Raw genomic sequence first — 15,482 nt, 5'->3', positions numbered from 1 at the left:
CTTGTGCATCAGGCAGGAACGGCGGCCGACGCGCACTCGGCGAGCGCGGTCGGCACCTGGGTGAAGGTCTGTGCCAGCGCGTCGGCCGCCACGAGCGCCCACAGCGGGCGCTCCGACAGGCAGAAGTGCACCGGCGCATTCAGCGGCGAGGCTTCGCGCACGAGCTGCGCCCAGCGCGCGGCGGCGGCGGGGTGCCGCACATCGGTGGCGAGGTCGGCCAGGGCCTGGGGGTCCGGGGAGGACCGCGAGGGCGCCGCCACGGAGGGCAGCCAGGGGCTCAGGCTGCCGTCGCCGCCCCCGGCGAGCCCCGGGCCGTCGCGCAGCACCGTCCCTCGCACGAGATCGGCGCACACGGCGGTGGCCATGAGCGCGACATAGGCGCCCAAGCCCCGGCCCACCAGGGTGCAGGGCCCCACCGCCTTCACCGCCGTGACCGCATCGACCATCAGGGCCTCGCAGGTGTAGCCCCCACCCACGGGAATCGATGAGCCACCGTGCCCGGTGAAGTCCAGCGCCAGCACCGCGCCCGGCCAGGCCCGGTACTCGGCCGGCACCTGCGAGGGCGAGCGTTCGCCCAGGCCGTGCAACAGCAGCAGCGGTGCCGCCGCATCGGCCTCGGCAGCAAGGCGCAAGGTGTGCAGGGCCAGGCGCAACCGGCCGACGGTGAGCCAACGGATCATGCGGACCTCAGAAAGGAAAGCACGCGCTGCGCCGTGGCCTGCGGCGCCTCGATGTGCACGAAATGGCCCGCCTCGGGCCATCTCTCCACCTGCGCGCCGGGTGGCAGATGGGGTTCGATCTCGGACAGATCGACCTTCCAGCTCATGCTTTCGCGCACGCCGCCGACGATGGCCAGCAGCGCCGGCGACATGCCGGCCAGGCGGCGCAGCATCCATTGGGAAGGATGCGGGCCGATCAGGGGTGCGACCGCGCGGGGGTCGTGCTTCCAGCGCCAGCCCTCTGGGGTGTGGCGGGCACCGAGGTCCACCAGGCGGTCGATCCAGGCCGCGGGCAGGCGGGGGTTGGCCTTCGCGCGCTGCTCGACAAGGGCCTCCCGCGTGGCCTGATAGCGAGGCGGGTGCTCGGTCTGGCGCGCGATCCAGCGTTGCAGACCCTCGGCGGTGAGCAGGCCGCGCCACAGGTCCTGCGCGGCCACGCCGGGCGAGTTGAACGACAGACCGTCGAGCAGCACCAGTTGGGAAAAGCGCCACGGCAGCGCCTGCACCGCCCAGGCCAGCAAGGAGCCCCCCTTGCTGTGGCCGATGGCGGGCAACGGCGCGCTGCCGCAATCGTCGGCCACGGCCAGCAGGTCGCGCACGTCGGCCTGCCAGCTGTAGAGGTCGGCGTGATCCGAGTCGCCGTGACCGCGCTGGTCCCAGGCCACCGCGCGCCAGCCCGCGTCGGCCAGGGCGGGCGCGAGCAGATCGAAGCTGCGCGCGAAGTCACCGATGCCATGCGCCAGCAGCACGGGTGGCGCGTCGGGCGCCCCCCATTCGCACACCTGGAGGCGCAGGCCTTGGGCTTGGAGCGCGCGCGTGCGGTCGGGAGCGCGCGCGCCGGGGAACGTGGCGGTCATTCGCAGACGGTCTTCCCGGGGTGCCGCCTTACTGCGGCGTGATGCCCGCGGCCTTGGCCACCTTGCTGAAGCGCTCGAACTCTTCCAGCTGGAACTTGCGCATCTCCTCCGGGCCGAGGTCCAGCAGTTCCGTGTTGTTGTTCTTCGCGTACTGGCGCGCCAGGTCGGTGTCCATGATGCGGGCGAGCGCGTCGGCCAGCTTCTTGCGGATCGGCGCGGGCGTCTCGGCGCGCACCACGAACGACGACCACACGTAGTTCACGAAGTCGGGGTAGCCGGACTCACGCGCCGTGGGCACGTTGGGGTAGTCGGGATGGCGCTTCTCGGCGGACATCGCCAGCGGACGGATCAGGTTGCCGCGGACGGCGGCGGAACCGCCCACCACGTCGGAGATCACGAAATCGATGCGGCCGCCGGCGACGTCGGTGTACATCTGCGCGGAGTCGCGGTAAGGCACCACGTTGATCTTGATGCCGGCCATGTGGGCGAACCACTCCAGCGCCAGCTGGTAGCCGGAGGTGAACGCGCCGGCGTTGAGCGGCTGGGGCGAGGCTTTCGCCTTGGCCACGAGTTCCTGCAGCGTCTTGATGGACGAGGTCGGCTGCACCGAGATCATGGTCGCGCCGCGCGTCGTGCCCGACAGGGGCGTGAAGTCCTTGATCGGGTCGAAGCTCACGTTCTTCATCACCAGCGGGGTCACCACCAGCGGCGTGTTGCTGCCGATGAAGATGGTGTAGCCATCCGCGGGTGCGGACTTGGTGGTGTTCGCGGCGATCACGCCGCCCGCGCCGGAGCGGTTCTCGACCACGAAACTGCCGCCCAGCTGCTTGCCGAGCTGCTCGCCGAAGAAGCGGGCCGCGCTGTCGCCACCGCTGCCGGGGGCCGAGGGGACGACGATGCGGACCGGCTTGGTGCCGGGGTAGTCGGTGGCCTGAGCGGCGGCGTGCGGAGCCGCCATCACCATGGCCGCCGTGCAGGCGAGCGCGAACCAGTTTTTCATGGAAATGTCCTCAAAGTGGTTGGAGGGGGTTGAAAGAAATCGTCACTCGCCGAAGGCGGTCAACATGGGCCACAGCGCATCGGGTCCCTGTTGCGCAACCAGCGATCCCAGGCGGCGCTGCCACAGCACTTCCGCACCGAATTCATCGCGCCAGGCCCAGAGCCGGCGGGTCGAGAAGTGCAGGCGGTGTTCGCGCGTGATGCCCATGGCGCCGTGCACCTGGTGCGCCACCTCGGCGCTCAGGCCGGCCGCTTCACCGGTGCGGGCCTTGGCGATGGCCACGGGGAACAGGCTCAGCCCCTGGGCACAGCCGAACACCGCGAAGTCCGCCGCGGCCTTCGCCGCCGCCACATGCCCGGCCATGACCGCGAGCATCTGCTGCACCGCCTGGAACTTGCCGATCGGACGCCCGAACTGCACGCGCTCGCCGGCGTACTGGAGAGACAGTTCCAGTGCACGCTCCAACGCCCCGGTCATCTGCACCGAACGGAACAGCGCCCCGTCGAGTTCCAGTTGCTCGCGCGCCCCGGCGACCGCCCGCGCGTCCACCACGGTGGCGCCGTCGAAGGTCAGCGTCGCGCGGGGCTCGCCGGCGACGTTGCGGTCGTCGGCCGTCACCATGTCCGGGGTGAGGCACACCAGCGCCACATGGTCGGCGCCGTCGTGTTCGGCCACCACCATGGCATGGCCGCACACCTGGCCCCAGGGCACGCGGCGCGCGGTGCCCCGCACGGTCCAGGTGCCGTCCTGCAGGCTCAGCGAGAGGCGGTCGTCCATCACGGGCGCCACCGTCAGCGCGCCTTCCGGCACCTCGATGCCGGCGCTCACCAGGCCGCGCCCGGCGAGAAAGGTCTCGACCAGGGGCACCGGCATGGCGTGGTATGCGCTGCGCGCGACGATGTAGAGCAGGTCCGCGAGCTCCAGGCCGACACCGCCGGCCTCCTCGGGCAACGCCGCCACCACCAGGCCGATGTTTTCCAGACCGCTCCAGACCGCCTCGGGCCACACGCCCTGCTCGGCCGCTTCCAGCACCTCGTTCGTGCAGGCCTCTTCGCTCAAACGGGCGAGGCCCTTGCCCAGTTCCTGACGCAACTCGTTCATCGCAGACCCAGTCCGCGGGCGATCATCCCGCGCAGAATTTCTCGTGTGCCGCCGCGGATCGTCGCGGCCGGCGCGCGCAGGATCGCGCCGCCCAGCATGTCCTCGAAGCTGTTGCCGCGCCCCATGGAGGACTCGACGGGGATCAGCCGGCGCGCCACCTCGGGGATCTCGCGCTCGAAGGTCGTTCCGATGTCCTTGACCAGCGCGGCTTCCACGATGGGCTGCTCGCCGCGCTGCAACTTGCCCGCGATCGAGTTGGACATGAAGCGCAGCGCCGCCAGGTGCGCCACGAAACGGCCCATTTCGACGGCGGCGTGCGCCTCGGGCTGCGGCCCCAGCTTGCGCATGGTCTCCAGCAGCACCGCATACACGCTCATGAAACGGTCCGGCGCGGAGCGCTCGTAGGCCAGCTCACCGGTGACCAGCTGCCAGCCCTGGCCCGGTTCGCCGAGCACCATTTCGTCGGGCACGAAGTGATCGTCGAACACCACCTCGTTGAAGTCGTGTCCGCCGTACAGGTTGTAGATCGGCCGCGTGGTCACGCCCGGCTGGGACATGTCCACGATGAACTGCGTCATGCCCTCATGGCGCGCTTCCGTCTTGGGCGCGGTGCGCACCAGTGCGATCAGGTAGTGCGCGCGGTGGGCGTTGCTCGTCCAGACCTTGGTGCCGGTGATGCGCCAGCCACCCTCCACCCGCACGGCGCGGGTCCGCACCGCCGCCAGATCGGAACCGGAATCGGGCTCGCTCATGCCGATGGCGAAGTAGCACTGCCCGGTCACGATGCGCGGGATGATCGTGCGGCGCGCGTGCTCGGTGCCGTGGCGCAGAATTTGCATCCCGCTCTGGCGGTCCGCGATCCAGTGGGCCCCCACCGGCGCCCCGCCCGCGATCAGCTCCTCCATCACGACATAGCGCTCCAGGTTCGACATGCCCTGGCCGCCGTACTCACGGGGAAACACCAGCCCGATCAAACCCTCTTCACCGCAACGGCGGCTGAATGCCGCATTGAACGAGGTCCAGGTGTTGCGGACGGGATCAAAGGTGTTGCGCGAGCGCTCCAACGCGAGGAACCGCCTGACACGCTCCCTCAAGGCCGGCGCCGTTGGCGGCAACTCCACGGGCTCAAAACTGAATTCAGGCATTGCAAAACGCCAAAGTCGCAAGGTCCGGGAACGTTGCCAACTTTCGACGGATTTCGTTGAACAGAACTTGATGCTAACAAACAGAACTTTAAAGTCAATATATGTATCTATAAAGCAACATAAAAGGCTTTTTTGACTTGTAAATTCTGTTTGATAGAACTATATTCCTTCAAACAGAAACAATGCCGATCTTTCCATGACCTTTTCCAAAGCGCCTGAGGCACCCACGCCTCCCTGGCACAGCGTGATCCCCGCCGACGAGCTGGCGCTCTACAACTCGATCGGGTTCGGGAGCCAGTCGCAGAAGCCGGGCAAGGCCGCCCTGCTGGTGATCGACGTGCAGTACCGCTCGGTCAGCAGCCAGCCGCTGCCGATCCAGGAAGCCATCAAGGAGTACCCGACCAGCTGCGGAGAACACGGCTGGAACGCGGTGCCGCACATCCGCGCCCTGATCGAGGCGTTTCGCGCCGCCGGTCTGCCGGTGATGTTTCCGCACGTCGCTCCCAAGAAGGCCTACGACGGCGGCCGCTGGGCCGACAAGGCCCCGGCGGTCATGACCATTCCACTGCGCGGCTACGACTTCGTGGAAGAAGTGGCGCCGGTCGAAGGCGACATCCTCTTGCCCAAGCAGCACCCGAGCGCGTTTTTCGGCACGCCGCTGGTGAGCTACCTGGTGGACAACGGCATCTCCACGGTGTTCGTCACCGGCACCACCACCAGCGGCTGCGTGCGCGCCACGGTGGTGGACGCCACGTCGCTGGGTTTCCGCGTGGTGGTCCCGATGGAAGCGGTGTTCGACCGCTCCCAGACCTCCCACGCCGTCAACCTGTTCGACATGAACAGCAAATACGCCGACGTCATGCCCGTGAGCGAAGCCCTTGAGCTGCTTCGCCAGGCCGACGCCGATCCCAAGGCTTCCCAAGGAACTTGAACGTGAGCAAGAAATTGAAAGTGGTGGTGTCCGGCGGCGGCATCGGCGGCCTGACGGCGGCCCTGGCCCTGCTGCAGCGGGGCATGGACGTCGAGGTGTTCGAGCAGGCGCAGGAACTCATGGAGATCGGCGCGGGCGTGCAGCTCGGCCCGAACGGCGTGCGCGTGCTCCAGGCGCTGGGCCTGAACGAAGCACTGGTGAAGTGGGGCGTGGAGTCCTCGTCCAAGGAAGTGCGCATCTGGTCCAGCGGCAAGACGATCCCGCTGCTGAACCTGGGGGCCGAATCGATCGAACGCTACGGCGCGCCCTACTACCTGATGCACCGCGCCGACCTGCACCAGATGCTGCTGGATGCCGTGCGAGCCCTCAAGCCCGACGCCGTGCACGTGGACTCGCAAGGCGTGGGCTTCCGCGAAGTGGGTGACGAAGTGGAACTCCAGCTCAAGAACGGACAGACCGTGCGCGGCGACGTGCTGGTGGGTGCCGACGGCCTGCACTCGCGCGTGCGCCGCCAGCTCGTGGGCGAGCACAAGCCCCAGTTCACCGGCGGCATGGCCTGGCGCGGCCTGATCCCGATGGATCGCCTGCCCGAACACCTGCGCCGCCCGGTCGGCGTCAACTGGATCGGCCCCCACGGCCACACCATCACCTACCCGGTGCGCGGCGGCCAGTTGCTGAACTTCGTCGGCCACGTCGAACGCGACGGCTGGCAGGTCGAGTCCTGGACCGAAGCCGGCACGCTCGAAGAATGCAAGGCCGACTACGTCGGCTGGCACCCGGACGTGCAACTGATGGTCGAGAACATCGAGCACCATTTCAAATGGGCGCTGTTCCTGCACCCCACCCTGACGCGCTGGAGCCACGGCCGCGTCACGCTGCTGGGCGATGCCTGCCACTCGACCCTGCCCTACCTGGCGCAAGGCGCCAACATGGCGATCGAAGACGGCATGGTGCTGGCCCGCGCCCTGCAGGCCGGCGCCGACGATCCTGCGGCAGCCCTGCTGCGCTACGATCACGCCCGCATCGAACGCACCACGCAAATCGTCAACAAGTCGTCCGAAAACCTCAAGCGCTTCCACAACGAACAGTTGCTGGACCCCGTGCAGGCGGACAACTACACCTCCATCGAATGGGACCCCGCCCGCATCCGCGAGCGCTACGAGTGGTTGTTCACCTACGACGCCGTCAACGTGCCGCTCTAGGCCGACGACCCTCCCACGTCCGAGAGATCCATGAAGCCCCCAAGATTCCAATACGAAGCCCCCTCGACACTGGACGAGGCCCTGCGCCGACTGGCCGATCTGGGGGACGGTGCCAAGGTCATCGCCGGTGGTCAGAGCCTGGTGCCGGCCATGAACATGCGCCTGGCCACGCCCGAGGTGCTGATCGACCTGGGCCGCATCGAGAGCCTGCGCGGGATCCGCGAGCTGCCGGGCGGCGGCATCCAGGCCGGCGCCATGACGCCGCACGCGGCGTTCGAGCGCAGCGAACTGCTCCAGCGCCGCATGCCGCTCATTCCCGAGGTGATGCGCTTTGTCGCGCACGCGCAGATCCGCAATCGGGGCACCATCGGCGGCAGCCTCGCGCACGCCGACCCGGCGGCCGAATGGCAGGCGGTCTGCATCGCGCTGGACGCCACCATCGTCATCGCCAGCACGCAGGGGTGCCGCCGCGTCAAGGCGGTGGACTTCACGCAGGACGTCTACACCACCGACCTGCAACCGGGCGAACTGATCGAAGCGGTGGAGTTTCCCGCCTGGCCCTCGCAACGCCGCTGGGGCTTTGAAGAAGTCTCGCGCCGCCGGGGCGACTTCGCGATCACCGGCGCGCTCTGCACACTCGATCTCGACGCGGGCAGCCGCTGTACCCAGGCGCGATGCGTGGTGTTCGCCGCCACATCCCGACCCCTGGTCATCGAAGCCGCGCCCGGCTTGCTCGCAGGCCGCGTCGTCACCGACGCCGCCATCGAGGCGGTGGCCGATGCCGCGCGCGCCGCGGTGGACCCCATGAGCGATCACCACGCGTCGGCCGAGTACCGGCTCGAACTGGTGCAGACGCTCATGGCGCGCGTCCTGCGCCAGGCGCTGGCGTCCTGAACGCCGACACGGAGAACATCCCCATGACCGAAGCCATCCGAATCCAATTGCGCGTCAACGGCCAGGCGGTCGAACGCGACGTCGAGCCCCGCCTGACGCTGGCCGACTTTCTGCGCGACGAACTCGACCTCACCGGCACCCACCTGGGCTGCGAGCACGGGGTCTGCGGCGCCTGCACGGTGCTGCTCGACCAGGAACCGGTGCGCGCCTGCCTGATGTTTGCCGTGCAGGCCGACGGCCGCGACGTCGGCACCGTCGAGGGCCTGTCCCGGCCCGGTGAACTCACCGATCTGCAAGCCAGCTTCCGGCGCCACCACGCGCTGCAGTGCGGCTTCTGCACCCCGGGCATGCTGACCACCGCGCACGCCTTCCTGGAGCGCACACCCTGCCCCACGCGCGAGGAGGCGTGCGAGGCGATCTCCGGCAACATCTGCCGCTGCACCGGCTACATCCCCATCGTCGACGCCATCGTCGCCACCGCCGAAGCGCGCCAGGCGCAGAAAGCCGGAGGCCGGCCGTGAGCGACGCCATGATCGGACGCGCCCAGGAGCGCAACGAAGACCTGCGCCTGCTGACCGGGCAGGGCCGCTTTGTCGACGACATCAAGCGCCCGGGCATGCTGCACGCCGTGGTGGTGCGCAGCCCGATGGGCCATGCCCGGGTGCTCGGCATCGACGCCAGCGCCGCGCTGGAACTGCCCGGCGTCGTAGAAGTGATCACCTTCGCCGACATCGCGCCGTGGGCCAGGCCCATTCCGCAGCGCACCTGCCCGCTGCCCGGCATGGAGAACTTCCTGCAGCGCCCCCTGGCCGAGGACATCGTGCGCTATGTCGGCGAGCCGGTGGCGATGGTGATCGCGGAAAGCCGCTACATCGCCGAAGACGCGGCCGAGCTGATCCATGTGGACTACGACGGCCTGGAAGCGGCGGTCGATGCCCACGCCGCCGCGCAGAACGCGGTGCTGATCCACGCCGCGCAGGGCAGCAACATCGCCAGCGCCTACCACGTGGGCCGCGGCGATGTGGACGCCGCCTTCCGCGGCGCGCACTACACCCGCAAGGAGCGCTTCTACGTGCACCGCCACAGCGCCGTGCCGCTGGAGACGCGCGGGCTGGTGGCCGAATGGGACGCCGCCGCCGGGCACCTGAACGTGTGGGGCGCCGGCAAGGTGCCCTTCGCCAACCGCGGCATCCTGGCCGGCATGCTGGACCTGCCGCCGTCCGCGATCGACATGATCGAGGTCGATGTCGGCGGCAGCTTCGGCGTGCGCGGCGACTTCTACCCCGAAGACTTCCTGGTGCCGTTCGCCGCCAGGCTGCTGTGCCGGCCGGTGAAGTGGATCGAGGACCGGCGCGAGAACCTGATGGCCATGAACCACTCGCGCGAAATGCATTGCGAGCTGGAGATCGCGGTGGACCGCGACGGTCTCATCCAGGGCCTGCGCGGCCAGGTGCTGAGCGACCTCGGCGCCTACGTGCGCACCAACTCGGGCGTGATGGCCGGCAAGGGCACCCAGTTCCTGCAAGGCGCCTACGCGATCCCGAACCTGGGTTTCGACGTGCGCGCGGTCATCACCAACAAGACACCCGCCGGCACCTACCGGGGGCCGGGTCGCTACGAATCCTGCTTCTTCCGCGAGCGCCTGATCGACATCGCGGCCAAGGAGATGGGCATCGACCCGGTGGAGTTCCGGCGCAGGAACCTCATCACCGCCGCGCAGATGCCTTACGACGCCGGCCCGCTCGTGCCCGGCCAGCCCACCACGGTCTACGACAGCGGCGACTACCCGACGGTGTTCGAGCGCGGTCTGGCGCACTTCGGCTATGACGCCCTCCAGGCCCGCAACGGCCAGCTCATCGACGGCCGACTGCACGGCGTGGGCCTGGCGTGTTTCACCGAATCCACCGGCGGCGGCCCGGGCGAACACGCCCGCCTGGAACTGCGTGCGGACGGCAGCTTCGACCTCTTCGTCGGCTCCTCCAGCGCAGGGCAGGGTCATGAAACCGTGATGGCGCAGGTGCTGGCCGACGCGCTGGGCGTGCCCTACGACAGCATCCGCGTGCACCACGGCAGCACCACCTACCTCAAGCAGGGCTTCGGCGCCTACCACTCGCGTTCGGCGGTGATGGGCGGCAGCGCGGTGCTCAAGGTCGGCCAGGCGATGCAACGGGTGCTGCTGGAGCGCGCCGCTTCGCTCAACGGCCTGGCGGGTCCGCAAGGCCTGGCCTGGCGCGAAGGCCGGGTGGTGCGGGAGATCGACGGCGCCGTGATCGCCACGCCGGTGGCCCTGGCCGCCGGCCTGCCGGTGTGCGGCCCGCACGAGCGCGGCCCGGTCAGCGTGGAAACCTCGTTCGAGAACGACAAGCTCACCTTCACGTTCGGCCTGCAGCTGGCGCACGTGAGCGTGGACCCCAAGACCGCCCAGGTGAAGGTCGAAAAGTTCCTCTGCGTCGAGGACGTCGGCCGCATGCTCAACCCGCTGATCGTGCATGGCCAGACCGTGGGCGCCGCCGTGCAAGGCCTGGGCGGCACCTTCCTGGACGAGTTCATCTACGACGAAGACGGCCAGCTGATCACGGGCACCTTCGCCGACTACCTGCTGCCCGTGGCCACCGACTTCGAGCATGTCGACGCGCTCACGCTGGAACTGAGCCCCTCGCCCTCCAACCCGCTGGGGGTCAAAGGCGCGGGCGAAGGCGGCATCATCGGCACCGGCGCCGCGCTGTCCAACGCGGTCAGCAACGCGCTCTCGGGCCTGTCGGTCTCGGTCACGCGACTGCCGATGTCGCTCGACCGCCTGGCCGCCACGATGCGCGAAGCGCGCAACGCCGAGGGAGCGTCGGCGTGACCTACCTGCACGGCCAGCACGTCCGGGCCAACGGCATCCGCCAGCACTACCTGCGCTACGGGGGACGGGGGCCGGTGGTGGTGATCGTGCCGGGCATCGTCAGCCCTGCGGCCTTGTGGGACCACGTCGGCCGCTGGCTCGGCGAGACGCACGACTGCCACATCCTGGACGTGCGCGGCCGCGGCCTGTCCGAATCGGGCGCCCACCTGGACTACGGCGTCGACGCCTGCGCGCAGGACGTGCTGGCCTTCGCACAGGCCCTCGGCCTCGGTCCTTACACGCTGGTCGGTCATTCGATGGGCGCGCGCATTGCACTGCGCGCGCTGCGCGCGCCCGGCCATGCGGCGCAGCGCGCCGTGCTGCTGGACCCGCCCACCAGCGGCCCGGGCCGCCGCCCCTACCCCATTCCGATGGACCGCACGCTGGCCATGGTGCGCGCCGCACACCGGGGCGAGGCCGAAGCGCTGCTGCGCCGCCCGGGCCAGGCGGCCTGGCCCGAAGAACTGCTGGTGCTGCGCGCACAGTGGCTGGCCACCTGCGACGAGCGCGCGGTCTACGTCACCTACGACGACTTTCACCAGCAGGACATGCTGGCCGACCTGGCCTGCATGACCGTTCCCACCCACCTGATCTGCGCGGGCCAGGGCAATGTGGTCTCCAAGCAGGACGTGCAGGACATGCGCAAGCGCCTGCCCGGCCTGCAGGTGGATCGGCTGATGTCGGCCGGCCACCAGCTGCAGGTGGATGACTTCGCCGGTTTTCGCGAATGCCTGGCACGGGCATTGAACCCGCCGGCACAACCGTAAGAGCAAGCAAGGAAAGAACCCATGAAGATCGACGCCGACATGCTGAACGTGCTCACCGAGGAGCTCAAACTCTGCAAGGTGGGGCCGGGCCAGACGATGGTGGTGCTGAGCGCCGGCGACGAGCGCGCCGAGTGCGCGCACGCGTTCATGGTCGCGGCCAGGCGCCTGGGTGCCACCACCTTCAACCTCAACGTCGCCCGCGACCAGGCCAACGCCGTGGGCGTGCAGGGCCGCCACCCCATCGTCGGCAACGAGCTGGCGATGCGCACCCTCAAATCCGCCGACATGGTGATCGACATGCTGGGCCTGCTGTTCTCCAGGGAGCAGAACGAGATCCAGGCGGCGGGCGTTCGCATCCTGCGCGTGATGGAGCCGCTGCATGTCATCAAGGCCATGTTCCCCACCGAGGACCTGCGCCGCCGCGTCGAGCGCGCCAAGGCCATGCTGGAACAGGCCAGGGAGCTGCGCTTCACCTCCGACGCCGGCACCGACATCCGCTACAAGCTGGGGCAATACCCCGTGATGTCCGAGTACGGCTACACCGACGAGCCCGGCCGCTGGGACCACCTGCCCTCCGGCTTTGCCTTCACGCAGGGCAACGACGGCGAGATCGACGGCACCGTGGTGCTGCAACCCGGCGACATCCTCTGCGCGTTCAAGCAGTACGTGCAGTCGCGCGTGGTCCTCCAGGTCGAGAAGGGCATGATCGTCGACATCGCGGGCGACGGCCTGGACGCGCAGCTCATCCGCAGCTACATGGAGAGCTTCAACGACCCGCGCGCCTACGCGATCTCGCACATCGGCTGGGGCCTGAACGAGCGCGCCCGCTGGTACCAGTTCTCCACCACGCGCCACCTGCCCGACGAGCACGTGATGAACGCCCTGTCCTTCTACGGCAACGTGCTGTTCTCCACCGGCCCCAACCTCGAACTCGGCGGCACCAACGACACCGCCTGCCACATGGACCTGCCGATGCGCCAGTGCAGCCTGTGGCTCGACGGCGTGCAGATCGTCGACCGCGGCGACGTGGTCCATCCCGACGTGCGTGTCGCTTCCCCTCAGTAACCCCAACTCCGAAGCCCTCCTCATGAAGACGTTCAGCCCCCTCCTCCTGGCCGGCCTCGCCATGTTCGCTGCCGCTGCGCCCGCTCAAGCCCAGGCCGACTACCCGAAGCAGCCCATCAAGTTCGTCGTGGGCTTCGCGCCCGGCGGCGGCACCGACATCCTGGCGCGCATGATCGCCGCGCCGCTGTCGCAGCGCCTGGGCCAGCCCGTGACGGTGGACAACAAGCCCGGCGCCAGCGGCACGATCGCCAACATGGCGGTGAAGAACGCCCCGGCCGACGGCTACACGCTGCTCATCGGCGCCAGCGGCGCCATGACGATCAACCCCGCGGTGCAATCGGAACTGCCCTACCACCCGATCAACGACTACGACCCGATCACGGTGCTGGGCACCTACCCGATCGTGTTCAGCACCAAGCCGGACCTGCCCGTGACCAACACGCGGGAACTGATCGAGCGGGCCAAGGCCACACCCGGCGGCCTCAACAGCGGCGGCGCGGGCGTGCTGTTCCAGCTCACCGGCGAGCTGCTCAACCAGCAGGCCGGCATCTCCACCACCTACGTCGCCTACCGGGGCACCGCACCGGCGGTCACCGCGATCCTGGGCGGCGAGATCGACATGCTCATCGCCGACATCGCACCCACGCTCCCGCTGATCGAATCCAGACGCATCCGCCCGATCGCCATCACCTCCGCCCAGCGCTCGAAGAACCTGCCGGACGTGCCCACCCTGGCCGAATCCGGCCTGCCCGGCTTCGATGTGGACGTGTTCGTGGGTCTGTTCGCCCGCAAAGGCACGCCCAAGCCGATCGTGGACCGCCTGCAGCGCGAGATCGCCGCCATCGTGGCGAGCGACGAGATCCAGCAGAAGATGGAAAAGATGGGCATCAGCCCTTCCGGCATCACCGCACAGCAGACCGCCGCGCTGGTCAAGCGCGACCTGGCGAAATACACCGAAGCCGCGCGCCGTGGAAACATCAAGGCAGACTGAATGACCGCACCGAAGACTCCCGCTCCCTCCGGACCCCTGCAAGGCGTCCGCGTCCTCGACCTCACCGCCGTGGTGCTCGGCCCGATCTGCACGCAGGTGCTGGGCGACTACGGCGCGGACGTGATCAAGATCGAATCCCGCGAAGGCGATGTCATGCGCGGCAACGGCACGCGCAACGGCGGCATGAGCTCGATCTTCCTGAACATCAACCGCAACAAGCGCTCGCTGGTGGTCGACCTCAAGACCCCTGAGGGCGTGGAGGTGGTGCGCCGCCTGGTCAAGGACGTCGACGTCGTGGTGCACAACATGCGCGTCAAGGCGATCGAGCGCCTGGGCCTCGGCTACGAAGCGCTGTCGAAGATCAACCCGCGCCTGGTCTACTGCGTGGCCACCGGTTTCGACCAGGACGGCCCCGACCGCGACAAGCCCGCGTTCGACGACACCATCCAGGCCGCCTGCGGCCTGGTGGGCCTCACGGCGGGCGAAGGCGAAACGCCGAGCTATGTGCGCACCCTGATCGCCGACAAGACCGCCGGCCTGGCCCTGGCCAACGCCGTCCTGGCCGCGCTGTACTGCCAGGCCAGGACGGGCCAGGGACAGTATGTCGAGGTGCCGATGTTCGAAACGCTGGTGTCCTTCATGCTCGCCGAGCACCTGGGCGGCCTCGCCTTCGATCCGCCGGCCGGTGCCGCCGGCTACGCCCGCCTGCTGGGCAGCGGCTCGCGCACCCCGGTGGCCACCTCGGACGGCCACATCGCCATCCTTGCCTACACCGTGTCGCATCGCCGTGCCTTGTTCGAGGCGCTCGGCGTTCCCGAGCTGGCCGAGAAATACGGTGCCAAGAGCAACGGCACCCTGGGCATGTACGACGAGCTGTCCCGGTTCACCCGCCACCAGACCACGGCATACTGGCTCGACCTGTGCGCGCGGCTGGACATCCCGGCGACGAAAATCTACCGGCTCGACGACCTGCCGCAGCACCCGCAACTCGCCGCCATCGGCCTGTTTCAACCCACGGAACATGCCACGGAGGGCAAGATCGTCACGGTGCGGCCGACGACCAAGTTCTCGGCCACACCCGCATCGGTGCGCTCGCTGGCGCCCACGCTGGGCGAGCACAGCCAGGACGTGCTGCGCGAAACCGGCTACGACGACGCGCAGATCGCCGACCTGATCAAACGCCAGGTGGTCCTGGGCTGAGCGCCACCCTGCACGACACCCCTTTCACATTTCGAGAATCACATGGAACTCAACGGCGAACGCACCATTCAGGCGTCGGTGGACACCACCTGGAAAGCACTGAATGACCCCGCAGTGCTCAAGCAATGCATCCCTGGCTGCGAATCGCTGGAACGCACGGCCGATGACACCTTCACCGCCGCGCTGGCGCTGAAGATCGGCCCCGTCAATGCCAAATTCAAAGGGCTGGTGCGCCTGAGCGACCTGAACCCGCCGCACAGCTACACGCTGAGTTTCGAGGGCCAGGGCGGCATGGCCGGCTTCGGCAAGGGCACGGCGGCTGTGACGCTCACCGCCGAAGGCGCGTCCCAGACGCGCCTGAACTACACCGCCAACGCCAAGGTCGGCGGCAAGATCGCCCAGGTGGGCTCGCGCCTCGTGGACGCCACCGCCGCCAAGATGGCCGAGGACTTCTTCAAGGCTTTCGAAGCCGCCGTAGAAACGCCCGTGCCCGCCGCCAGCGAAGTCGCGGTGGCCTCCGCCGCGCCCACCGAAACGCCCGCCGCCCGCCGCCCCTGGCTGTGGGGCGTGGTCGCCACCGCCGCGCTGGTGGCGCTGTACCTGGCCCTGGCCTGAACACGGAGGACTGCCCCATGAAGGTCATCGTCCCCGTCAAACGCGTGGTGGACTACAACGTCAAGGTTCGCGTCAAGAGCGACGGTACTGGCGTGGACATCGCCAACG

The 15,482-nt window shown here is 68.8% G+C and carries 15 protein-coding genes and 1 pseudogene; 11 read left to right on the top strand and 5 right to left on the bottom strand.

Annotation, left to right across the window (positions count from 1 at the left end; translation table 11 throughout):
- Positions 1-8: 8 nt before the first annotated feature.
- The 5 genes from ACODTB_RS20015 to ACODTB_RS19995 are packed head-to-tail and all read right to left on the bottom strand — an operon-like array spanning position 9 to position 4,822.
- A complete protein-coding gene (locus ACODTB_RS20015; RefSeq protein WP_488929682.1) occupies positions 9-680 on the bottom strand; it encodes an alpha/beta fold hydrolase in 672 nt (223 codons plus the stop codon).
- A complete protein-coding gene (locus ACODTB_RS20010; RefSeq protein WP_488929681.1) occupies positions 677-1,576 on the bottom strand; it encodes an alpha/beta fold hydrolase in 900 nt (299 codons plus the stop codon). Before ACODTB_RS20010 ends, ACODTB_RS20015 begins: the two co-directional genes overlap by 4 nt.
- Positions 1,577-1,604: 28 nt before the next feature.
- Positions 1,605-2,576 (bottom strand): Bug family tripartite tricarboxylate transporter substrate binding protein, encoded by a 972-nt coding sequence (locus ACODTB_RS20005; RefSeq protein WP_291115046.1) that lies wholly within the window; start codon positions 2,574-2,576, stop codon positions 1,605-1,607.
- 42 nt (positions 2,577-2,618) lie between these two features.
- Positions 2,619-3,677: an acyl-CoA dehydrogenase family protein gene (locus ACODTB_RS20000; protein ID WP_488929680.1), complete on the bottom strand. Its 1,059-nt coding sequence runs from the start codon at positions 3,675-3,677 to the stop codon at positions 2,619-2,621.
- Complete coding sequence (locus tag ACODTB_RS19995; protein ID WP_291115050.1) at positions 3,674-4,822, bottom strand: acyl-CoA dehydrogenase family protein; 1,149 nt, start codon at positions 4,820-4,822, stop codon at positions 3,674-3,676. Before ACODTB_RS19995 ends, ACODTB_RS20000 begins: the two co-directional genes overlap by 4 nt.
- A gap of 196 nt (positions 4,823-5,018) precedes the next feature.
- On the opposite strand from ACODTB_RS19995, the gene ACODTB_RS19990 reads away from it, so the two are divergent.
- From ACODTB_RS19990 to ACODTB_RS19940, 11 genes and pseudogenes are all read left to right on the top strand, one after another.
- Positions 5,019-5,753, top strand: a complete 735-nt coding sequence (locus ACODTB_RS19990; protein WP_291115052.1) for an isochorismatase family protein — start codon at positions 5,019-5,021, stop codon at positions 5,751-5,753.
- Positions 5,754-5,755: 2 nt separating this feature from the next.
- The gene (locus tag ACODTB_RS19985) at positions 5,756-6,955 is read left to right on the top strand and encodes an FAD-dependent monooxygenase (protein ID WP_488929679.1); all 1,200 of its coding nucleotides are present in this window, start codon (positions 5,756-5,758) and stop codon (positions 6,953-6,955) included.
- 30 nt (positions 6,956-6,985) lie between these two features.
- Entirely contained in the window at positions 6,986-7,849 is an 864-nt protein-coding gene (locus ACODTB_RS19980; RefSeq protein ID WP_291115055.1) for an FAD binding domain-containing protein, read from the top strand.
- Positions 7,850-7,872: 23 nt separating this feature from the next.
- Complete coding sequence (locus tag ACODTB_RS19975) at positions 7,873-8,370, top strand: (2Fe-2S)-binding protein (protein ID WP_291115057.1); 498 nt, start codon at positions 7,873-7,875, stop codon at positions 8,368-8,370.
- On the top strand, positions 8,367-10,697 hold the full coding sequence (locus tag ACODTB_RS19970) for a xanthine dehydrogenase family protein molybdopterin-binding subunit (protein ID WP_488929678.1): 2,331 nt from the start codon (positions 8,367-8,369) through the stop codon (positions 10,695-10,697). The genes ACODTB_RS19975 and ACODTB_RS19970 overlap by 4 nt, the downstream gene beginning before the upstream one ends.
- Entirely contained in the window at positions 10,694-11,503 is an 810-nt protein-coding gene (locus ACODTB_RS19965; RefSeq protein ID WP_291115061.1) for an alpha/beta fold hydrolase, read from the top strand. The genes ACODTB_RS19970 and ACODTB_RS19965 overlap by 4 nt, the downstream gene beginning before the upstream one ends.
- Before the next feature lie 21 nt (positions 11,504-11,524).
- Complete coding sequence (locus ACODTB_RS19960; RefSeq protein WP_291115063.1) at positions 11,525-12,568, top strand: 2,5-dihydroxypyridine 5,6-dioxygenase NicX family protein; 1,044 nt, start codon at positions 11,525-11,527, stop codon at positions 12,566-12,568.
- Positions 12,569-12,590: 22 nt separating this feature from the next.
- Complete coding sequence (locus ACODTB_RS19955) at positions 12,591-13,559, top strand: Bug family tripartite tricarboxylate transporter substrate binding protein (protein WP_291115065.1); 969 nt, start codon at positions 12,591-12,593, stop codon at positions 13,557-13,559.
- Positions 13,560-14,759: a CaiB/BaiF CoA transferase family protein gene (locus ACODTB_RS19950; protein ID WP_291115067.1), complete on the top strand. Its 1,200-nt coding sequence runs from the start codon at positions 13,560-13,562 to the stop codon at positions 14,757-14,759.
- Between the two features lie 42 nt (positions 14,760-14,801).
- Entirely contained in the window at positions 14,802-15,374 is a 573-nt protein-coding gene (locus ACODTB_RS19945) for an SRPBCC family protein (RefSeq protein WP_291115069.1), read from the top strand.
- A gap of 17 nt (positions 15,375-15,391) precedes the next feature.
- Positions 15,392-15,482, top strand: a pseudogene (locus tag ACODTB_RS19940) (electron transfer flavoprotein subunit beta/FixA family protein); the annotation flags it as partial.

This window comes from Hydrogenophaga sp. FG152 (assembly GCF_057809615.1).
Note: the sequence above shows the minus strand (reverse complement) of the source record. Positions and strands in the feature narration are given on the sequence as shown.